Source organism: Photobacterium sp. 1_MG-2023, assembly GCF_030547945.1.
In the GTDB taxonomy this organism is placed as follows: domain Bacteria; phylum Pseudomonadota; class Gammaproteobacteria; order Enterobacterales; family Vibrionaceae; genus Photobacterium.
Genome location: NZ_JAUORR010000002.1, coordinates 42,792 through 64,808, shown reverse-complemented (window position 1 = coordinate 64,808; position 22,017 = coordinate 42,792). Strand labels below are relative to the sequence as shown.

General features: G+C 54.6%; 18 protein-coding genes. 13 read left to right on the top strand and 5 right to left on the bottom strand.

What is annotated here, in order from left to right:
- Positions 1-9: 9 nt before the first annotated feature.
- From Q4579_RS02080 to Q4579_RS02045, 8 genes are all read left to right on the top strand, one after another.
- Positions 10-306 carry a hypothetical protein gene (locus tag Q4579_RS02080; protein ID WP_303561250.1) on the top strand — a complete coding sequence of 99 codons (297 nt, stop codon included), beginning with the start codon at positions 10-12 and terminating at the stop codon, positions 304-306.
- Positions 307-321: 15 nt separating this feature from the next.
- Entirely contained in the window at positions 322-861 is a 540-nt protein-coding gene (locus Q4579_RS02075; RefSeq protein WP_303561248.1) for a phage tail protein, read from the top strand.
- 10 nt (positions 862-871) lie between these two features.
- A complete protein-coding gene (locus Q4579_RS02070; RefSeq protein ID WP_303561247.1) occupies positions 872-1,393 on the top strand; it encodes a phage tail protein in 522 nt (173 codons plus the stop codon).
- Between the two features lie 10 nt (positions 1,394-1,403).
- A complete protein-coding gene (locus Q4579_RS02065; RefSeq protein ID WP_303561245.1) occupies positions 1,404-1,934 on the top strand; it encodes a phage tail protein in 531 nt (176 codons plus the stop codon).
- A 61-nt stretch (positions 1,935-1,995) separates the two neighbouring features.
- Positions 1,996-3,258 carry a S8/S53 family peptidase gene (locus Q4579_RS02060; RefSeq protein ID WP_303561244.1) on the top strand — a complete coding sequence of 421 codons (1,263 nt, stop codon included), beginning with the start codon at positions 1,996-1,998 and terminating at the stop codon, positions 3,256-3,258.
- Positions 3,259-3,288: 30 nt separating this feature from the next.
- Positions 3,289-3,822 carry an N-acetyltransferase gene (locus Q4579_RS02055; RefSeq protein WP_303456065.1) on the top strand — a complete coding sequence of 178 codons (534 nt, stop codon included), beginning with the start codon at positions 3,289-3,291 and terminating at the stop codon, positions 3,820-3,822.
- Positions 3,823-3,849: 27 nt separating this feature from the next.
- The gene (locus Q4579_RS02050) at positions 3,850-4,926 is read left to right on the top strand and encodes a TIGR03032 family protein (protein WP_303561243.1); all 1,077 of its coding nucleotides are present in this window, start codon (positions 3,850-3,852) and stop codon (positions 4,924-4,926) included.
- A 205-nt stretch (positions 4,927-5,131) separates the two neighbouring features.
- A complete protein-coding gene (locus tag Q4579_RS02045; protein ID WP_303561242.1) occupies positions 5,132-14,227 on the top strand; it encodes a tandem-95 repeat protein in 9,096 nt (3,031 codons plus the stop codon).
- A gap of 75 nt (positions 14,228-14,302) precedes the next feature.
- Here the strand turns inward: Q4579_RS02045 and amrA are convergent, their stop codons facing one another.
- On the bottom strand, positions 14,303-14,917 hold the full coding sequence (gene amrA, locus Q4579_RS02040; protein WP_303561241.1) for an AmmeMemoRadiSam system protein A: 615 nt from the start codon (positions 14,915-14,917) through the stop codon (positions 14,303-14,305).
- A complete protein-coding gene (gene amrB / locus Q4579_RS02035) occupies positions 14,871-15,674 on the bottom strand; it encodes an AmmeMemoRadiSam system protein B (RefSeq protein WP_303561240.1) in 804 nt (267 codons plus the stop codon). The genes amrA and amrB overlap by 47 nt, the downstream gene beginning before the upstream one ends.
- Positions 15,675-15,789: 115 nt before the next feature.
- Between amrB and amrS the strand changes: the two genes are divergently transcribed.
- From amrS to Q4579_RS02015, 4 genes are all read left to right on the top strand, one after another.
- Positions 15,790-16,914 (top strand): AmmeMemoRadiSam system radical SAM enzyme, encoded by a 1,125-nt coding sequence (gene amrS, locus Q4579_RS02030; RefSeq protein WP_303561239.1) that lies wholly within the window; start codon positions 15,790-15,792, stop codon positions 16,912-16,914.
- 99 nt (positions 16,915-17,013) lie between these two features.
- Positions 17,014-17,313, top strand: coding sequence for a glutaredoxin domain-containing protein (locus tag Q4579_RS02025; RefSeq protein ID WP_211645720.1), 300 nt, complete (start codon positions 17,014-17,016; stop codon positions 17,311-17,313).
- Positions 17,314-17,377: 64 nt separating this feature from the next.
- Positions 17,378-17,830 carry an OsmC family protein gene (locus Q4579_RS02020; protein ID WP_303561238.1) on the top strand — a complete coding sequence of 151 codons (453 nt, stop codon included), beginning with the start codon at positions 17,378-17,380 and terminating at the stop codon, positions 17,828-17,830.
- Positions 17,827-18,522: an MOSC domain-containing protein gene (locus tag Q4579_RS02015; protein ID WP_303561236.1), complete on the top strand. Its 696-nt coding sequence runs from the start codon at positions 17,827-17,829 to the stop codon at positions 18,520-18,522. The genes Q4579_RS02020 and Q4579_RS02015 overlap by 4 nt, the downstream gene beginning before the upstream one ends.
- A 79-nt stretch (positions 18,523-18,601) precedes the next feature.
- On the opposite strand, the gene Q4579_RS02010 is transcribed toward Q4579_RS02015, so the two are convergent.
- A complete protein-coding gene (locus Q4579_RS02010) occupies positions 18,602-18,802 on the bottom strand; it encodes a hypothetical protein (protein ID WP_211645718.1) in 201 nt (66 codons plus the stop codon).
- Between the two features lie 184 nt (positions 18,803-18,986).
- Positions 18,987-19,643 carry a hypothetical protein gene (locus Q4579_RS02005; RefSeq protein WP_303561234.1) on the bottom strand — a complete coding sequence of 219 codons (657 nt, stop codon included), beginning with the start codon at positions 19,641-19,643 and terminating at the stop codon, positions 18,987-18,989.
- A 122-nt stretch (positions 19,644-19,765) separates the two neighbouring features.
- Between Q4579_RS02005 and Q4579_RS02000 the strand changes: the two genes are divergently transcribed.
- Positions 19,766-20,698 carry a LysR family transcriptional regulator gene (locus Q4579_RS02000; protein WP_303561232.1) on the top strand — a complete coding sequence of 311 codons (933 nt, stop codon included), beginning with the start codon at positions 19,766-19,768 and terminating at the stop codon, positions 20,696-20,698.
- Between the two features lie 30 nt (positions 20,699-20,728).
- Here Q4579_RS02000 and Q4579_RS01995 read toward each other — a convergent pair whose 3' ends face one another.
- Positions 20,729-22,003, bottom strand: a complete 1,275-nt coding sequence (locus tag Q4579_RS01995) for an amino acid deaminase (RefSeq protein WP_303561231.1) — start codon at positions 22,001-22,003, stop codon at positions 20,729-20,731.
- Between the last annotated feature and the right edge of the window lie 14 nt (positions 22,004-22,017).

Sequence of the window (22,017 nt, the reverse complement as noted above, 5' to 3'; positions counted from 1 at the left end):
GGAGGTGACATGGAGCAATTTACGTTTGAACGGCTGGAGCAATGCGTTGGCGACGCCCTGATGATTGATGTGGGGGAACCGCAGCACTGTCAGGTTGTGATCTCGGGAGTACAAAGAACGGGGACGCATGGGAAACAGTGGGAGTCTTACGCGTTTTATCTGGATTGCAGTGCGCAGGAAAAGCCGATTGAGCAAGGCACTTATCGATTCAGCCATCCGCAACTGGGAGCGGCCAGTTTATTTGTTTCTCCCAATTCAGAAAAAGAACTGGAAGTGATTATCTCCCGAAAAGTCACGCAACCTTAACGCACTGAGGTCAGTATGGAACCTTTTATCGGTAATATTCAGATGTTTGCGGTGAACTTCGCCCCCAGAAATTATGCTTTTTGTGATGGGCAGGTGCTGCCAGTCAGCCAGAACGCAGCCTTGTTTGCATTACTTGGAAATCAGTTTGGCGGTAATGGTCAGACGGATTTCAAACTGCCAGATTTTCGCGGCAGAATGCCGGTACAGCCGGGTGTTGCTTTCTATTCCAAGCGGCCCATCACGCAGGCGCAAACGGGCGGTATGGAGCAAGTGACGCTGACGGAAGCTGAAATGCCAGCCCACACCCATGGTGTCGCCGTTTCATCTCAGCCTGGCGATTCATTCCGTCCTTATTTGCTCAGGCAGCAAAAAGCGACAGTCCTTGCTGCTGCCGCCGGAGACACACCAGTTTATGCTGCGCCGCAGAATCTTGAAGCGATGAATCCTGAAGCGGTGGGCCCGACAGGTCATGGGACAGGACATGAAAATATGCAGCCTTCAGCGGTCATCAGCTTTTGTATCGCCCTGACCGGTATTTTCCCGGAAAGAGATTAGGAGATCAGGAATGTCTGAACGTTATTTGTCTGAAATTACCCTCTTCGCAGGAAGTTATGCGCCGCGACGATGGGCTTACTGTGCGGGCACATTGTTACCGGTTTCATCCAATGAGGCGCTGTTTTCACTAATTGGGACCCAGTATGGCGGTGATGGCAGAACAACATTCAGTCTGCCGGATCTGAGAGGTCGTGTCCCTGTGGGACGGGGGGCCGGTCATGGACTGACACCCCGTATCCCCGGTCAAAGGATGGGGCAGGAATACGTGACCCTGACGCTCAATCAATTGCCGGAACATCAGCATTCCCTGATGACTGCAAATAACCCGGCGACATCTTCAGAGCCTGCATCTGGTCTGGTGGTGGGGAAGGCCAGTCAGTTCGTTGCTTCCCCTGTTGCAACGGATTGGGTCGCGTTACGGCAAGATGCCGTGAGTACAGCCGGGGGTGGAGAGCGTCATTTGAATGTCGCGCCCTCACTGGCATTGAACTTTATTATTTGCACCGCAGGTATTTACCCGCAAAGAAGCTGAGGAAAATCAGATGAGTGAAGCTTTTTACGGCGAAATTATGATGATGCCTTACACATTTGCCCCGCGATTCTGGGCATTTTGTAACGGAGAAACACTCAGCATTCAGCAAAATGAAGTGTTGTTTGCTGTGATTGGATATAGCTTTGGCAACGTCAACCCGAATACATTTCAACTCCCTGACCTGCGGGCCCGCACACCCATGGGGACGGGAAATGGGCCAGGGTTGTCGCCCAGCGTTCTGGCAGAAAAGTCCGGCGTAGATATGATCCCACTGGATATCACGGAAATTCCGTCACACAGCCATGCGATGCAAGCCGTGAATAGCAGTGCGGATACTGCAAGTGGCCTGAATGCAGGGGTAGGGATTTTGAATGCAAGTGGTGTTGCCGAGGCTCGGTATTACACAGGCGACCCGGATAATCAGTTAAATGCTCAGGCGATGGCCGTCTCTGGCGGATCGCAGCCCCATGAGAATATGCAGCCTTATCTGGGCGTGAATTTTTGTATTTGCATGGACGGTATTTTTCCGTCAAGGCCGTAATGGGTCTGGCACTGTTGGGTTGTCGGTGCCTGAACCGTAATTTCAATGATTCAGGCTGTTTATGAAGCGGATGTTCTCTGTCATTGCGCTGACCTTTGCTGCGTTGGCACAGGCCCACGTGTGGCCGGAATCTTTAACCCTTCGGGTGATGGATAAAAATGTTCAATTCCGTCTCCTTTCACAAGCGGTCGGGGCGCCGGTCTACATGCATCCATGGTTAGGGACCAAGGCCCTGCAAGTCGGAACGCGGGTATTAGTGAAGCATGAAAAATCGCTGAAGCTGCCCGATTTACGTCACTCTCTGATTGTCAGTTCGGCGGTTGTGTTCGAGTTGAAGGTGTATTACTGGTCTGTGGCGGAGACACAAAGTCCGCAGGCAACGCTTGCGCTGGTGCAGCAACTCCAAGGCTTCCCCGGGATTGTGATGGCAGAACCGGATTTGCTGCAAATTCGTCTGGGTACGCAAGGGGGGGGAACAGGGCGGTTACCCAGGACCTCCCCCCAACCTGTCCGTCAGCAACTGAACATTGACCAATGGCCCGCAACGCCGGGTGCTGCGGTGACTCTCGCTGTGATCGACAGTGCGTTTGGCCTGGCTGATCCGGCTTTGCAGCCCTTTTTCCCTGAACTGCATTACGATATTGATCAGCGTCGCCCTTTGCCGCTGGAACCCAGTGAAATTGCCGTGCATGGCTATGATTCGTTTCATGGTGATGCAACACTGGCGACGCTTTGGTCAAGGCATCCGGACACCCAAGGACTGGCCTTTGCGGCTGACGCCGTGTTGTTGCGCCGGGATACCAACTGGACGTCAGATATTCTGATGGCCTTGCAACTGGCCTATCTCAGCCAGGCCGACCTGATACTGGCCGCGTGGACTTTACCGCTGACCCAGCAGGCACTGTCTGATGCCCTGACGTTTTTGGCTGAACATGGCCGACAAGGGAAAGGAACGGTTCTGGTTGCTGCGGCAGGAAATTTCAGAGAGAACCTGAATCACAGCTTTTCACTGGCAGCTCAGCCGCAGGTTCTGACGGTCAATGCAGAAAGTCAGGGGACTGTATGGCCGGTGATGGGTGAACCGATCGCGACTCAGGTTCCTGTGCCTTATCTGACTTTTTCTGCGAAGACTGGCCGATACAGTCTGACATTTTCCAACACATCGGCGGCGGCCACTGCCGTCGCCGGTGTTCTGGCCGCGGTACTGGGTGAGCAGCCTGCGCTGACCGCAGCGGACTTACACCGGCTGGTGCGTCAATACAGTCAGCCTGTGTTTGATGCGCAAGGTCTGATGGCGCACTTTCAGCGATCAGCACAGCATTGATCCGGTCTCGATAACAAGGATGTGAACAAGATGGACAAACAGGATTTGAAATTACCGGGCGGGTTGCATGTTCGCCCATCCAATTCATCGGCGGCGGATCGGATCTTTCTCGAAAAGCTTCATCGAGAGCGCCGGGATGACTTGCGACTGATCGAGGGCGAGCAAGATTTTATCGAATCTTTAATCGACATGCAGTTTCAGGCGATGAATCAGGGCTATGGGGAACAATTCCCCAACGCGATGTACTTTATCATTGAATACCATCAGTCACCGGTTGGCCGTGCCGTGCTGGATTTTTCTCAGGATCAGGTTCACCTGATCGATATTGTGTTCACCCGACAGGCCAGAGGGCATGGGTTGGGAGAAGCGGTGATCCGTTCCTTTATGTATTCCGCAAACCAGTTGAAAGCGCCGATGACGCTATCGGTTCAGCAAATCAATTCGCAGGCCCGGCAGCTTTACCTCCGGCTGGGATTTCATGTCACCCAGATTGAACCGCCGTATGAGCGGATGATCTGGTATCCGCCCAGTGTCCAGCCGCTGGATGCCGGTCTGCCGATGTGATCCTGTTTGTCTCTGTGGAAGTGATCCATGAACGCGAATGACGAGAATACCTTGAATTATGTGATGAGCAGCTGTGCACGTTTTCCACTGCTGCTCAATGCAATGCGCTGCAGCCTGCTGGTGAGTGCGCATAATCTTGACTGTCTGTTTGTCATCCGGGGGGACGGAGAGTCGCTGGTTGTTGAACATGTTCGCCAGCCCAGATTACTGGGAATTGCACTGAGTGACGATCAGCAGCGTTTATCGCTGGCGTCGTATCAGCAAATCTGGGATTACCGCCGGGTTGATCCCGCTATGCTTGCAGGTGAGTCAACACAGCTCACTGCCGGAAAAGATGCTGTCTATTCGCCTTGTGGCTCGACCGTGACCGGGCATCTGAACACGCATGATATGGCCTGGGGCACGGATGGTCTGTACATGGTGAATACCCGTTTTAATTGCATTGCCAGACCGGCCCACGGAAAAAGTTTTGAGGTGGTCTGGATGCCTCCTTTTATTTCTGAACTGGTTCCAGAAGATCGGTGTCATTTGAATGGACTGGCCATGAAAGATGGACGCCCGGCATATGTGTCGTATTTCTCGCAAGAAAACAGCCCTTATCGCTGGCGCCAAGTGAGCAGTTTTAGCGGGGAAATTATGTCTGTAACCACACATCAGCCTGTGGTGACAGGCTTGTGTCTGCCGCATTCTCCTCGTATTCATGAAGGTTATCTGTACTTTTGTGAATCCGGGACCGGACGCTTGTGGCGATGCCGGGAAGATCGGCTTCCGGCTTCCCGGACGGATCTGGAGCTGGTGGCAGAACTGAATGGATTCACGCGGGGATTATCATTGATGGGGGAGGTCGCCTTCGTCGGCTTATCTGTGGTCCGTCGCCCGAAAGATGGCTCAGCACGGCATGCAGACATGCCCTTACATCAGCGACGGGAACCCTTGTCTTCGGGGGTGGTGGCGCTGGATCTGCGAAATGGTGAAGTGATTGCAAACCTGACGTTTTCCGGTGATTTAAATCAGATTTATGATGTCGAAGTGCTGAAAGGCAGCATGACACCATGGATTGTGGATGCAGAATCAGTGGAATTATCGGATCTTTTTATACTCTGAATGAAAGCAATAGCAGTTTATTGCATAGAAAATATTCTCATATGTCATGTTTTTGAGAGCATCTGCTTGCACATTGTCAAAGCTCTGTTTCAATTGCTACGAGTTGCATTGATTTTTTTATTTTTTGTTGTGTGAGGGTTTTGTCCGGTGTTGTGAAGTCGCCGGGTGAACCGCACTTTTTGCATCACAAACTTGCAGGCAGAGTATGACGAACGACCTGAGCTTGTCGCGTTTAGCCCGTGCGACGCATCAGCACTTCACACGGACGGATGAAGTGTTCCCATTCAGTCATTCCATTGATTCGGTAAAAAGCGATCCCACCCGCTGGGTGGCTTCTCTGGCGATCGGGTTGGCAGTCACCCCATTGATTTTGATGCCTGCCTATGCCGAAACCGATGTTTCCGGAATACCATGGCAGATTCAGACTTCATCCATTGAAACTTCAAATCCGATCCCCGATGACGCAAAGTCTGAGCCTGCGCATTCAGACGAACAGAAATTTGATCTGGGCAGCTTTCTGGCGCAAACCCATCACCTCAAAAGCGGCGTTCAGACTGCGAAACGGGTGGTTGGAGAACTCTCTCCCTTGTCAGCCGGGCCGGGAAGCCGAGCGGATGGCCACAGCGGTGAAGCCATGACGGCCGCCTGGGAATGCTATTACGGGTATTGTTACGATGGTCCGATTTCAAACGGTCAGTCCTGTTCAACGGATGCAGATTGTAACTCCGGCCCCACGAACAGCGCCCCGACCAATATCAGCCTGACGTCAACCAGCATCAATCAGTCTGCGACCGCATCCGGCGCCGATGTGGGCACCTTGTCGACGACAGATACAGACAGCGGGGACACACACAGTTATTCGCTGGTTTCGCAAGGAAGCAGTGCGAATGGCAGCTGTACCTCAGATGCAGCGAACAGCCAGTTCCAAATTAACAGTGCGACTTTGGAAACCGGGAGTGCTTTGTTGGCAGGGAACTACAACGTTTGTATACAGACCCACGATGGCACGACGACCTTTCAAAAAACCTTCCCGGTTACCGTGGCAGATGATGTCGCACCTCCCGCACCTTCCACACCGGATTTGTCCTCGGGATCAGACAGTGGTATCTCCGACAGCGATAACCTCACGAATCTCACCACGCTGACTTTTACCGGTACTGCGGAAGCTGGCAGTACAGTCAAGCTGTTCAGTAACCAGTCAGGGGGAACAGAGATCGGCTCAGCGACTGCCACGGGAGGGAACTGGAGCATCACCACCAGCGCTCTGGCATCGAATGTTACGCATGCATTCACGGCCACAGCGACGGATGGGAGCAATGACAGCCCGGCATCTGCCGCCCTCAATGTCACTATTGATCAGGCGGTGCCGACCGGGCACAGTGTTTTATTCGATCAAACGCATTACAACAGCACCGATGCTGGCAGTGCGTCGTTCACGTTCTCTGGTGCGGAGCTGGGCACAGATTTCGCCTATACCATCAGCTCCAGCGGTGGCGGATCGAACGTGACCGGATCGGGGGCGATCAGCAGCGGATCCCAGTCTGTTACGGGACTGAATCTGAGCGGCTTGTCCGACGGTTCGCTGACGTTATCTGCCACATTAACGGATAGCGCAGGGAATACAGCTTCAGCTGTGACGAATACTGCGACGCTGGATAGTCTTCTGCCGGGCATTTCAAGCTTTACAAGCAGTAAAGCTGCCTTGAAATCCGGAGAAACGGCGCTGATTTCAGTCACACTGAGCGAGGTCAGTTCTAATTTTATTGTGTCTGATGTTGTTGTTTCCGGTGGTTCTCTGTCTGATTTCACGGGCGTTGGACTGAATTATTCTGCGATCTTTACGCCCGATCCGGACACAGAAACCACAGCAACTCTGGATTTACCTGCCGGTATTTTTACCGATGCCGCAGGGAACGCCAATACAGCGGCCACGCAAGTGACGATTACTGTTGATACCGCGCGGCCAACCGTGGCGATTAGCAGCGATAAGCCAGCCCTGAAAGCCGGAGAAAGCGCGACGCTGACTTTCACACTGAGTGAAAGCAGTACTGACTTTACTGTGGCTGATGTCACAACCGCCGGAGGCACCCTGTCAAACTTTAGCGGCAGCGGCACGGCCTATACCGCGACTTACACACCTGCCGTAAATGCCACCAGCGGAACGATTGATGTGGCTGCCAATCAGTTTATGGACGCCGCAGGAAACGGGAATACCGCGGCAACGCAACTCAGTATTGCGGTAGATACGGTTCAGCCAACGGTGAATATTGCCAGCGATAAAACAGCTTTGAAGCAGGGCGAAATTGCGACGCTGACCTTTACGCTGAGCGAAAGCAGCAGCGATTTTGCCGCCGGAGATGTGATTGTCTCCGGTGGTGCGCTGACGAATTTCATCGGCAGTGGCACCAGCTACAGTGCGACCTTTACACCTGACGCGAACAGTACGACGGGCGCGACGGTGAATGTGGCTGCGGGTGTCTTTACCGACGCCGCAGGAAACGCGAACACAGCCGCTTCTCAGTTGGCAATCAGTGTGGATACGCAGTTGCCAACGGTAAATATCTCCAGCGATAAAACAGCTTTGAAGCAGGGCGAAACTGCGACGCTGAACTTTACGCTGAGCGAAAGCAGCAGCGATTTTGCCGCCGGAGATGTGATTGTCTCCGGTGGTGCGCTGACGAATTTCACCGGCAGTGGCACCAGCTACAGTGCGACCTTCACACCTGACGCGAACAGCACGGCTGGCGCGACGGTGAATGTGGCCGCGGGTGTCTTTACCGACGCCGCAGGAAACGCGAACACAGCCGCTTCTCAGTTGGCAATCAGTGTGGATACGCAGTTGCCAACGGTAAATATCTCCAGCGATAAAACAGCTTTGAAGCAGGGCGAAACTGCGATCCTGACCTTGACGCTGAGCGAAAGCAGCAGCGATTTCGCCGCCGGAGATGTGATTGTCTCCGGTGGTGCGCTGACGAATTTCACCGGCAGTGGCATCAGCTACAGTGCGACCTTTACACCTGACGCGAACAGTACGGCGGGCGCGACGGTGAATGTGGCCGCGGGTGTCTTTACCGACGCTGCAGGAAACACGAACACAGCGGCTTCTCAGTTGGCAATCAGTGTGGATACGCAGTTGCCGACGGTAAATATCTCCAGCGATAAAACAGCATTGAAGCAGGGCGAAATTGCGACCCTGACCTTTACGCTGAGCGAAAGCAGCAGCGATTTTGCCGCCGGAGATGTGATTGTCTCCGGTGGTGCGCTGGCGAATTTCACTGGCAGTGGCACCAGCTACAGTGCGACCTTCACACCTGACGCGAACAGTACGACGGGCGGCACCATCGACGTTGCGGCGAACAGGTTTACCGATGCCGCAGGGAATGGCAATACAGCCGCTGTCCAGCTTGCTCTCAGTGTGGATACTGTACTGCCAAGTGTGACCATCGGCTCGGACAAATCCGCGCTGAAACAGGGCGAAACCGCGAACATCACCTTTTCATTGACCGAAGACAGTACAGATTTTGAAGCGGCAGATGTCACGGTGAGTGGCGGGACCTTGTCGGGCTTTACCGGAAATGGGCGCAGCTTTAGTGCAACGCTGACGCCGGTGGCCGACGGGAATATCACGCTGGATATCGCCAGTGGCCGGTTTACCGATCCAAATGGCAACGGAAATCTGGCTGCGACTCAGTTGGTGGTGAGCTATGACGGCTCCGCGCCTTATATCACCCAGCTCAATCCGGCTGATGATGCGACGAACGTCAGCTACAACAGCAATCTGACCCTGACTTTCAGCGAGGACATTCAGACCGGCGATTCCTCTGGCACGCTGAGTCTGATCGATGCCACGGATGCAACCACGCTGGTGACATACGCGATGTCTGACGCCGAGGTGAGCATTTCCGGCAATCAGCTGGTGGTGGATCCGACGACCACTTTCACACCGACACATGCTTACTACGTCACCATGACGAACGCTGCGTTAACCGATATGGCGGGCAATGCCTTTGCCGGTATCAGCGGTGATTCGGTTTATAACTTCACCATTGCCAACGTCGCACCGGTTGCGACGGATGACACCGCTTCTGTCGCGGAAGATAATCTGATGGCAATCGATGTTCTGACGAACGACAGCGATGCAGACAGCGATCTCAACCCGGCCAGTGTCACCGTCGTGACAGCACCTTTGCATGGTGCCACCAGCATCAATACCGGGACAGGCACGATTACCTATACGCCGGATGCAAATTTCGCCGGGACAGACACCTTGACCTATCAGGTTCAGGATATCTACGGCGCGGTCTCTTCGCCGGCGACAGTCACCGTGACCGTGACACCTGTCGCTGATGTGCCGGTGGCAACGGCTGATGTCGGCAGCACAGATGAAGATACATTGGTGGTGCTGGATGTGCTGGCGAACGACAGCGATGTGGATACCGGGGATACGCTGAACGCAGCTTCGCTGACTGTGGTGACACAGCCCACCCATGGTGCCGCGACGGTTGAGAACGGCAAGATTCACTATCAGCCGGGGGCGAATTATGTAGGCACGGATACCCTGAGTTACACCGTACAGGACAGCACAGGGCTGGTGTCGAATACCGCTCAGGTGACGGTGAACGTGGCAGGGGTGAATGATGCCCCGATTACGGTGGCGGATGGTCTGGCAACGAATGAGGATGAAAGTGGTGTGATTGATGTGCTGACCAATGACAGTGATATCGACGGTTCACTCAATGTCAGTACGGTACAGGTGATCACGCAGCCCCAGCACGGGCAGACCAGCATTGATGCCAATGGACGGGTGACCTATACACCCAGTGCGAATTTCTTTGGCAGCGACAGCTTCACTTATGTGGTGCAGGACGACCTGGGGGCAACGTCTCAGCCAGCAACGGTGTCTGTCACAGTTGCCAGCGTCAACGATGCGCCTGTGGTCGCGGATGATACCGCGACGCTGCTGGAAGATACGCCTCATACGGTGAATGTGCTGGGGAATGATCAGGATATTGATGGCACGATTCAGGCCGGAACACTGACGATTGACACCCAACCTGGCGAGGGCAGCGTGACCGTTGAAAGCAATGGTGCGGTGGTCTATACCCCGGCAGCGAATTTCAGCGGTGAGGATCAGTTCACTTATCGGGTGAAAGATGATCTGGAGGCATGGTCGAATATCGCGACCGTGACCATGACGGTTCAGGCAGTGAATGATGCGCCGGTGGCCAATGCCGATCAGGCGACGACGCAGGAGGACACCCCGGTTGATATCGCGGTCAGCGGTAATGACAGCGATCTGGACGGGACGCTGGATCTGAATGCTATTCAGATTCAGACGCCGCCACAGATGGGCCAATTGCAGGATTTGGGGAACGGCAGTCTGCGCTATACCCCGGATGAGAATCAGTCCGGAAACGACAGCTTTACCTATACGATTGCGGATAACGAGGGCAGTGCCTCGAACGTTGCGACCGTGTCTGTGATTGTCGATACGGTCAATGATGCACCGACCATCATTGGCACGCCTTCGCTCAGTGTGGATCAGGATCAGACTTATGCATTCCAGCCCACGGCATCGGACATTGAAAATGACGGGCTGACCTTCAGTGTCACGAATCTGCCTGCCTGGGCCAGCTTTGATCCGCAGACGGGCCGTTTGTCCGGTGTGCCGGATAACGATGCCGTCGGCCAGTATCCCAACGTCTTGATCAGCGTCAGTGACGGGGATCAGTCTGCATCACTGCCAGCGTTCACCATTACGGTGAATAACGTGAATGATGCGCCTGTCCTGACGGGGCTGCCGCCCACGGAAGTCCTGGAAGACAGTCACTACGGCTTCTTGCCTCAGGTGACGGATATAGATGGAGATGCACTGACCTTCAGCATTCAGAATCTGCCGGTCTGGGCCACTTTCAACAGCCAGAACGGTCAGCTTTCCGGAACGCCGGACAACAGTCATGTCGGCACAAGCAGTGGCGTGATGATCAGCGTGACGGATGGCACGGAAAACGTGTCACTGCCTGCATTCAGCATTACCGTGGTCAATGTGAACGATGCGCCGGTGGGTGAAGACATGACGGTGACGCTGGCGGAGGATCAGAATCTCGCAATTCTGCCCACCATGACGGACGTCGACAGTGTTTCCCTGAGCCTGGTGCTTGGGGCGTCGCCTCAGCATGGCAGTCTGACGCAGCAAGGTAGCGGTTGGCTGTATACGCCGCAGGCCGATTACTTTGGCATGGATAGCTTCACTTATCAGGTCACCGATGGGGAGGGGCTGTCAGCGGTGTACACCGTGTCAATTACGGTGTCCCCGGAGAATGATTTGCCCGTGATTGTGTCGGACAGCTATCAGCTGACCGCCAGTGCCGATGGCCGGTATTACCTGGATGTGCTGAGCAATGACAGAGATGTCGACCAGAATCCGTTGCTCCTGCATTGGGTGACGACAGGAAAAGGCACCGCATCGATTCAGAACGGACAGGTGTTGCTGACCACGGATCAGCAGGGTGCGATCGCACTGAAATATGGGGCCAGCGATGGTGAAGGGGACATTCAGATCGGTCAGGTCAAAGTCATGATTGCATCGTCTCACAGTCAGCCGCCTGTAATTCAGCCCCCAGCCGATGTGTCCGTGATGGCGACCGGGCTCATGACCCGGGTCAATCTTGGGGTTGCCAAAGCTACCGACAGTCAGGGGAAAGCTTTACCGGTTGCTCTGGTGGATCAGACGCCATTCTTCCGTCCGGGCCAGCATACGGTGTACTGGCGAGCCGTGGATGCGGCAGGTCATGAATCTCAGGCCAGCCAGCAGGTGACGGTGTATCCATTGGTGTCGATTGATAAAGACAGCGTGACGACGGAAGGCGTGACGGAACAGGTCCGGGTTTACCTGAACGGGCCAGCCCCTGCGTACCCGGTCAGTCTGCCTTATACCGTGTCGGGGACCAGTGACGGCAGTGATCATACGCTGGTGGATGGCGAGGTGATCATCCAGCAGGGCACCGTGGGCGTGCTGACCTTTGACATTCTGAGCGATGGCCTTGCTGAAGCGCCGGAAACGTTGGAAATTGCCTTGTCACCGACCTTGAATCTGGGCAGTCAATCCAGCACTGTCCTGCAGATTGTCGAAGGGAATGTGGCGCCATCGGTCGATCTGAGTGTGGTGCAGGATGGGGAGTCCCGGCATCTGATTGAAAACTCAGGTGGTCAGGTCAATGTGACGGCCTCAGTCCGTGATGTTAATACCGGGGACAGTCACGGTTACCAATGGGAGGCCAGCGATCATGCGATGGCTGACCTGAGCCCGGATGACGAACGCTTCACCTTTGATCCCGCACAGCTGTCACCGGGAATGTATGCCCTCACGGTGACTGTCACGGACACGGGTGCACCGGCCATGTCGGTGAAACAGCGGGTTTATCTGGAAGTGTCGGCGGTGCTGACCCCGCTGGATGGCAGAGATACCGATGGTGACTTGTTGCCGGACGATCGGGAAGGTTACACCGACGGAGATACGGATGGCATTTCGGATTACCTCGATGCGATTGCTGACTGCAATGTGATTCAGGAACAAGCCATTGTCTCTGAGCGTTACCTGCTGGAAGGCGATCCGGGGGTGTGTCTGCGCAAGGGCGTGACCATTGCCGGTAATACGCTGGGCGGTGCGCAACTGCTGACCGGTGAAATTCCTGCGGATACAGAAGTGACCAATATTGGCGGGCTGTTCGATTTCATCGCACAGGGTTTGCCCGTGGCTGGTCAGCAGTATCAGGTGGTGTTGCCACAACGGTTGCCGATCCCGGCCAATGCCGTGTACAGAAAATACACCACAGATCAGGGATGGGTGGATTTCGTGACGGATGCCAATAACGGGATCGCTTCTGCACCCGGAGAAGCCGGTTATTGCCCGCCACCGGGAGACAGCCAGTGGCAGGCAGGCCTGCATGAAGGGGACTGGTGTGTGCAACTGACGATTGAAGATGGTGGCGTCAATGATGATGACGGTGAAGTGAATGGCAGTGTGATGGATCCGGGCGGTGTGGGTGTGCCCGCAGGGCCCAATCAGTTGCCCAACGCCGTGAACGATCATCAGTTGCTGAACCGAAACGGCGATATCTTGCTGGATGTGCTGGCAAATGATACCGATGCGGATCAGGATCCGCTCACGCTGATGGCGTCCTCTGTTGATTTTGGCGTAGTCGGGCTGATGTCGAATCAGGTGCATTTCACGGCACCGGATGGTTTCTTTGGGGATGCCACGATCAACTACAGCATTTCTGACGGACAGGGTGGTACAGCCAGTGCCCAGGCAAAAGTGACCGTGCTCGACAGCGATTATCCGGTGGCCGTCGACGATACTGCCACAACGAATGATCGGACCGAGGTGGTGATCGCCGTGCTGGGGAACGACTCCGATCCGGACGGGGATCAGCTGTCGGTGTTGTCGGCTGTCGCGAATCGGGGAACCGTGCGGGTGAACAGTGATCAGACGCTGACTTTCACCCCGGAAGCCGGGTTTGAAGGAGAAAGCATGATGACCTATCACATACAGGATGCAACCGGGCTGGAGGCCCGTGCGCAGGTCAGAGTGACCACCACACTGAGTGAGGACAATGTTGTGAAGAATCGGGGAGCGGGGAGCTTGTCTGTCCTGTGGCTGTGCGTGCTGGCAGGTCTGGCTGTTGTTCTGCGGCGCAGAAAGGGCCTTGCGTTCCTGGTTTTGGCACTGACGAGTGCGAATTCACAGGCCGCCTGGTTCATTGAAGCTGAACTGGGCAGAAGCAAAGCCAGCGAGCAGCATCCGCAGCCGGTGAATGCCACGGTGCTGTCTCAGGATGACAGTGATTACGGCTGGTCGTTTGGTGTGGGTTATGCCTTCGACAGTCAATGGCTGGTGACTGCCCGGTATCAGGATCAGGGCGAAGGCAAAGCCACATTGCTGCCGGATGGGACAACGTCGGCTGACTTTCATGACCAGGTGGTGAAAGTCACCCCGGTGCTGACTTCCGGTGTGGCAGTGGATGTGCGTTATCCGTTACTTAATGAACAAGGGATGCGCCTGCTCATTGGCGGTGGCGTGTACCGCTGGGAGGTTGATTATCACAGTGAATATCAGGGGGGGGCGATTCGGTCATCCGACTGGGGCGTCGATCCTTATCTGAGTGTCGGTGTGGATTATCCGCTCCATCCTCAGTGGCTGGTGGGCGGGAAATTCAACCGCTATTTTCTGGATGTGAATGATGTCAGCCAGTTTACGGTTTCACTGACCTACCAGTTCGGGCAATCAACGTTGAGATGAAAAATGCGGGCAGCAGCCCGCATGAAGGTTGTTCGCAATCACCACCGCCGAGGGCGGTGGTGTGGTTTTCTGGACTCAGGCAATCGGTGAGATGTACTTGCCTTTGATTTGCGTGGTGGTGAAGGTTTTCACCCGAATGTTGGGCGACCAGTGATTCATCGGCCAGCCGGCCTTTTGTTTCAGCGCTTTCAGAAAGTTGGCCGGTTTGGGCAGCTTGGCCCACACCTGCGGCAAGAAAACAGCCTGCGCGTGATGCTCGGTCAGAATCAGTCCCACCTGATGTGCTTCCAGATAAGTCAGTAACGCTTCTTCAGAGTCGACCTGCAGCAATTTCGGTTCAGACAGCACGGAAATCTCAATGGTCAGTGAGTCCAGCTGGTCTTCCGTCAGCGGCATGAAGCGACGATCCTGATAAGCACTGTCGCGCGCTTTGTTGTGCACTTCAATCACCAGAGGTTCGTTGGCTGTCACTGTGCCCAGACACCCCTGAAGTTCGCCATTGACTTCGAGCGTCACGAAACAGGCACCATTCGCCAGCAATTTGCGATTGTACAAATCCAGTTGCGGCGGCCGGGGTAAATCTTCCGAAAAATGACCGCTGATCGCCTCTCGGGCAATATCCAGCAGTTGGGTCATTTCTCCTTTATTCAGGGCCGGTTTCTGTGGTGGCTGATACGAGGTAACTGACATATCCAACGACTCTCTCCTTATCTCCGGCATCCATATCTCCGGAGTTTTTATATTCAACTTGTTTTAAATGATAGCCTCTTTGCTTCGCCAGTAATAACAAGGTGTTGATCCCGGTTGAACCGCAGGCTTGCTGGGGTGTTAATGAGGGATCGAACTTTTCAATCACACGCAGGGTCCGGTGATCGATATCCTGTGCATCTGCATAGGGGTGGTCATGGCTCAGATCGCTGCTGATGATCAGCAGCGTGTCATCCTGCCAGAGCGGGCCGATGATCTCGGCCAGACGCACCGGGGATATCCGGCTGGTCAGGATGGGCAACAGGGTAAAATCCGACAGGCAGCTTTGCAGGAAGGGAAGTTGTACTTCCAGACAATGCTCCAATTCATGTATACGATCTGATAGCCCAATATCATCCAATTGCGATAGCTTTTCAACACCTTGTAAGTCAATTTTGAGTTGACCTAACGGTGTGGCGAAAAAATGATCAGCGGGCAGTGCGCAGCCGTCGAAAGCGAAGTGGTGACTAGGCCCAATCAGGATGACCCGACGGTATCGGCTGCCGGTACGCTTGAGTTGTTTGTATGCTGAAGCCGCAACTTTTCCGGAAAACATGTAACCGGCATGCGGCACAATGAGTGCTCTGGGCGGATCGGATGTGTCGGGTGCAGCAGACAGCCAGGTGTTGAGCTGCTGGTGCAGTCCGAGCGGGGAAGCCTGATAAAACCGTCCGGCTACGGCGGGTTCACGAATGCTCATGAGTCTGTGGTCCTTATTGTTGTATACAACCTGTCGCTGAAACTTTCTTCATTCAGCGTCTGGTCATGACCATCTATAGTTAAGTATAGAAAGGAAAAAAGACGGTTCAGTGAACATGACCCGGACATTGCCCAAATCAATTCAGGCAGACAGAACGCCGGCGTCTCCACCGGAGGTCTGGCCGACCCAATACTGGCATTCATTGCCAGACGGTCGTGTGGTTTGTGATGTCTGTCCCCGGCATTGTCGCTTGCGGGACGGGAAGCGCGGTGCGTGCTTTGTCCGGCAAGCTGAGCATGGACAGATTATGCTGACCAGTTATGGCCGCTCCAGCGGCTTCTGTATCGATCCCATTGAAAAGAAACCGCTGAATCATTTCTACCCGGGCAGTTCAGTCCTGTCGTTTGGGACCGCCGGGTGTAATCTGGGCTGTAAATTCTGTCAGAACTGGAGCATCAGCAAGTCGCGGGAAATTGATACGCTGGGTGCCACTGCGATGCCGGAACAGATCGCCCGGGCCGCACAGCAGTATGGTTGCGATTCCATCGCCTTCACCTATAACGATCCGGTGATTTTCATGGAATACGCCATGGACTGTGCCGATGCCTGCCATGCCCATGGCATTCATAGTGTTGCTGTCAGTGCGGGCTATATCTGTGATGCGCCTCGGCAGGCTTTCTATCAGAAAATGGATGCCGCGAATATCGATCTGAAAGCCTTTTCGGAGCATTTTTATCACAAGATTTGCAGCGGACATCTGGCACCTGTACTGGATACATTGTTGTATCTCCGGCACGAAACCCGGGTGTGGTTCGAAATCACCACCCTGCTGATCCCCGGCGAAAATGACAGTGCTGCCGAAATCGAAGCAATGAGTCAGTGGATCATGGCGAATCTCGGCCCGGACATCCCTTTGCATTTCAGCGCCTTTCACCCGGATTTTAAAATGATGGATAAGCCGAAAACACCCCCGGCAACGGTGCAGCGTGCGAGACAGATCGCCCTGAATCAGGGACTGAATTATGTGTATGTCGGAAATATTTTTGATGCGGCAGGCGACAGCACTTATTGTCCGGGATGCGGTGCGACTGTGATTGAACGGAACTGGTATGCGCTGGGGAACGATGCACTCACGGAGCAGGGGCGATGCCGCCACTGCGGGTATTTGCTGGCGGGTCGCTTTACGACACCCGGTCAACGCTTTGGTCGCCGGCGGATTCCAATCCGGATTCAGGCCTGAAAGACGACAAAACCGACAGCTGGGGCAATCGGGTTTTACTCCGGCTGCACTTTGCATTATCTTACCGTTCTTCCGACACCCGAACAGAGACAGCACTGTATGACGATTGAAGCCCTGAGCCAGATTCAGAATCTGGTGATCACGCAGCCAAACTGCCCTTATTGTGTGCGAGCAAAAGCGATTCTGGATGATCGCGACACAGACTACACCACACTGGTACTGGGTCAGGATCTGGAAAAAACAGAGATGATTGCTTTCATTGAGCAGGTGGCCAACACGACCGTTCGTACCGTGCCGCAAATCATTCTGGACGGTAAATACATCGGTGGTCACGATGATCTGGTGGCGTTTCTCGAACGCCAGGTCGAAGCCGATGCGCTCGGTGATTTCGAATTGTAATGATGAAGGCTCCCTTGTGGAGCCTTTTCTTTATTATCTATATAGTCAGTAAGGAGGCGGTGGGATGAGTTTTCATGTGAAAGTGAGCTGGCAGGGCAGTCAGCAACCTGGTGAGGCGTTCAGCCGGGATCATCAGATTCATTTCGGCAGCGGACAAAGCATACAGGCCTCGTCGGCACCGGATTTTCAAGGAAATGCAGCGCATGTGAATCCGGAAGAAAGCCTGATGGCTGCGTTGTCTTCCTGCCATATGCTGACCTTTCTGGCGATAGCCCACCTCAAGCGGCTTCCGGTGGCCAGTTACGACGATCAGGTGTCGGCAGAACTGGGGCAGAACGAGGCCGGTAAAACCAAAGTGGCTGCGATCAATCTCAATCCGGTGATCACGTTTGCAGCGGGAGTGACGGTCTCGGAGGAAGCGCTGGCGAAGATGCACCAGAAAGCCCATGAGAATTGTTTTATCGCCAACAGCCTGAATACCGTGGTGCGTTTACATGACAGGGAGTTCAATCATTGAGTCAGTCAAATCAAAGTTTTCCACTGATTGGATTGTTTACCGGGAAAGTGGTGCAAAACTACGGCATTACGACCGCAATGGCCAAGCAGCCGGTCTCGGGACGGGTCTTTTTATCTGAAACGGGGTTGGTCGGCGACGAGTGCGCAGAGCCGAAATTTCATGGCGGCACGGAAAGAGCCTTGCACCAGTATCCGCAGGAACACTATGCATTCTGGCAGCAGCAGTATCCTGAGCGCACGTGGCCGTCGCCGGGCATGGGCGAGAATCTGAGCACACGGGGTATGCTGGAAGAGAATGTCCGCATTGGCGACCAGTACCAGTGGGGAGAAGCCATCATTGAAATCAGCCAGCCGCGTTCCCCGTGCTTTAAAGTGAATCACCGCTGGGATGTTCCGGGGTTTTCTGAGGTGATGCAAACCACAGGCAAGTGCGGTTGGTTATATCGTGTGATTCAGACGGGTGAGGTGAGTGCAGCGGCGCCTTTGGTGTTGATCCGACCCGGTGAGGCACGATTCAACGTGAAACAGGTACTGGACTGGTATTTCAACGATCCGATGAACCCGGAAAAGCTGCGTGAGCTACAGGCGTGTCAGGCTTTGTCCAAAAGCTGGAAAAGTACGATTGAGAAACGCCTGACAACAGGCGAGCTGGAAAACTGGCAGTTTCGGCTGAACGGTAAACCGAGCGTTTGAGTGTGGTATTCTGTGTTTTCAAATGAAACGGGCCACGCAGGTGGCCCGTTTTTAAAGTGTGAAACCGGAGCGGGGTCTGTCAGGTCAGTGCGTAAAGAATTAACCCGGCAATCACCACACAGGCGGAAGCGAACACACCGTATTCAATCCGTTTTTCCGCGACACTTTCCACTTCATCTTCCCGAACGGTCAGCAGACTGAAGATACAGCCACCGGCCAGACCCACAGCTAACACACCCAGGCTGAACAGCAGGGCCGAAACAAAATCCATGAACGCCATATCAATCCTCTTATTGGACGTATACCCAAATGATTCGCGTGCGTTTCCTGTTATTTTGAGTTCCCGGAAGCAACCGGGACCCGTGCACGTCGGAATTTCCCGGCGAATGATACACGTTCTGGTCTGTCCTGTAATCCCGGAGGTGTAATCAAAGATAACAGAGCGCCATGACCATCAATGGGTGTCAGCCAGCGTTCGCAATCTGATAGTGCACCTGCAGGTGGCCCTGATTCAGTTGAGTTGAAATGTCGATGTCCGACGGTATTTCCCGGGTATTGTGGATGTGTGTACCATCGCAGGGCCGGGCATTGAGGCAGCCAAACCCGACAAACCGGGTGCCGTCTGGCCGGGTTTCAATCTGAACCGGCAGCGCCGCTTCGATCAGTCGTCTCAGGTGCTGTGATACCGTCATGCCATCCAGATCGACCACATGGGTGCCCGGCGCAAACTCGACCTGACACTCATTCGGCCAGTAATGTGCCCGAACCGGGTGCCAGCCATTCTGCTGACCAATATTGCCAATCAGATGGCCGATACTGTGCAGCAGGCTGTGAATTTTTCGGGGTTCTTTATCCAGTGCCAGTGTCACCGGGCCCGTCGGCAGCGCATGCGGAATCACATGGTGAACCACACCGTCAACCAGACGGGTGTGCAGGACGGGTGCCACTTCGCCGCAGTATGTCTGGATCCGTCCGGTATCGCCCGGCTGACCACCGCCCTGAGGATGGAACAGCGTCTGGTCCAGCACGGCAATCCAATGCTCGCCATCCTGAAAACAGGCAATTAACTCGGCATCACCGTGTAATTTATCAGAGCTGAGATAAATGGCTTGCGTGGTCATCGTGGGATTCCGTGTTCCTTGGACAGATTCTGAAGTCAAATATTGTAATCATCCCGGACACCTATGATAATCGGTCATCAATTCAAATAACTTTTGCGCATCGCGCACGAATGTGAGACGGCATGAGCAGCAATAAACATATTGGTTTAATGCAGGATATGGCGATTTTTGTCTCCGTGGTGAAAACCGGCAGCTTCTCGGAATCAGCCCGATTGCTGGGGGTCTCGCCGTCGGCGATCAGCCGGTCGATTAAGCAACTGGAAAAGCAACTGGGCGTCTGCCTGTTGCAGCGAACCACCCGGAAATTACGCTTAAGCGAGACGGGCAGAACGGTTTACGAGCGCTGTCTTCAGCTGGATGACACCGCACGGGAAGTGCTGGCGCTGTGCGAAAGTCAGGACAGCTCTGCCCGGGGCGTGGTGAAAGTGGCGGCACCCAAGGCGGTCGCGCACTCCCTGATCCATCCTTACATTGCTGAGTTTCTTCACTTGTATCCGGAGATTGATGTGCATCTGGTGCTGGATGATCAGGCGCTGGATCTGATTGAACAGGAAATCGATATTCTGTTTCGGATCACCCGTCAGCCGCCGCAAGGATTGATTGGCCGGAGCCTGACGCCAATCGTGCATGTGCTCTGTGCTTCGCCAGCGTATCTGGATCAGAAAGGGGTGCCGCAGCATCCGAAAGAACTGTCCCGGCACAGCTGTATTTCTCTGGGCGAGAATGAAGCCGATTCAAAATGGCGGTTTCGCCGGGGCGAGAGCAAAGTGACGGTGCCCGTGACCGGTAGATACCGGGCGAATCATTCCAGAGTCCGGCTGGAAGCCGCAGAGCAGGGGATTGGCATTGCCAGTTTGCCCATCTTTGTTGCCGAGGGAGCTATCGCACAGGGCAGCCTTGTTCAGGTGCTGCCGGATTGGGAATTTGAAACCTTTTATACCGGAGACTTGTGGATGCTGTATCCGGCCACCCGTCACATCCCGGCGAAAGTCAGCCTGTTTGCGGATTACATTTTCGGAAAACTGGGGAAGTCATGCGCTGAACCGGGGAAATAGACAGCCATTGCGAGCATGGCTGTCTGTGACTCAGAACCGGGTGTCGACGAATCGGCTGACAGTGTCGTTGTCATCTGCAACGCAGACATAACGCCACTTGTCGAACGTCAGGCACGGGTGGGAGGTTGAAAACACCAGCATGTCGCCTACTTTCAGATCCGTCCCCGCAGGCACATTGACAAACGTATGCTGATCCATGATCTGCGTTGCCTCAACCCCCTGAATCTCAAGCGGCTGGCCGTTGCGAAACGCGCGCTCAGGAATCGGCAGGCCCGCATCGAAAGCAACGTCCCGTTTGCCCATACCAATCACCGCTTTACAGGGCTCTGGCATCGACAGTACATAAGCCCAGACTTCCAGCGCAGACGCTAAATCACCGCCCAGTTCACAGGCATAGCCCTGATTCGTTCGGGCGCGGGACATCACCTGATGCTGCGCATCCTGATAGATGCCCGTGTCGTGAATCAGGTAACAGCCGGGACGGATGATGGCATTCAGATGCGGATAAGCAGAAAACTCTTCCGCAACAATGTCGTACCAGGCCGAGCCTGCGCCCGTGACGATCGGATGGGGCACGGCAATCAGTTTTTTCTCGGCCAGTTGTTCAACCAGCATCACGGCATCGCGCAGGAACAGGCGAATCTGATCTTCTGCGTCTGCACCATGGATGACGCCTTCATAGACTTCGATGCCATGGAGCGTCAGTCCCTGTGCAGCCTGAATCACCCCCGCCAGCGTCTCAACTTCGGCGTGGTTGCGGCAACCGCAGCGCCCGCCCGGCACCCCGTACTCAATCAGCACATTCAGCGTCAGGGACGCCTGCGTAAAGTAGTCATTGAGCTGGGCTGCATTTTCGCAGGAATCCACACAACAGTAGAAAGACACGTCATGCTGCCGCATCAGCCGGGCGATCAGGGCCATGTTGGCTTTTCCGACCAGCTGATTCGCCATCAGAATATGCTTGGCACCGGCAAGGGCTGCGGTTTCAGCCTGTGCTGGTGTGGCCACGGTGATCCCCCAGGCCCCTGCGTCGAGCTGCTGTGAAAACAGCGCAGGGGTCATGGTGGTTTTGCCGTGCGGAGACAGTCTGACCTGATGATGATTGGCGAACTGCTGCATCCAGTTCAGGTTATTGCGGATGGCGGTCTCGCGAATCACGGCAGCAGGCAGACAGATTTCTTCTTCGATCAGGCTGTATCGCCCCTCACTTTTTTCATCCACCCAGACCCCTTTGGTGCCTGCAGGAAAGTTTTTGTGATCGAATTCTTGGTATTTATTAACATGCTTTTTGTTTGCTTGAGGCATTGGTTACTCTCCTA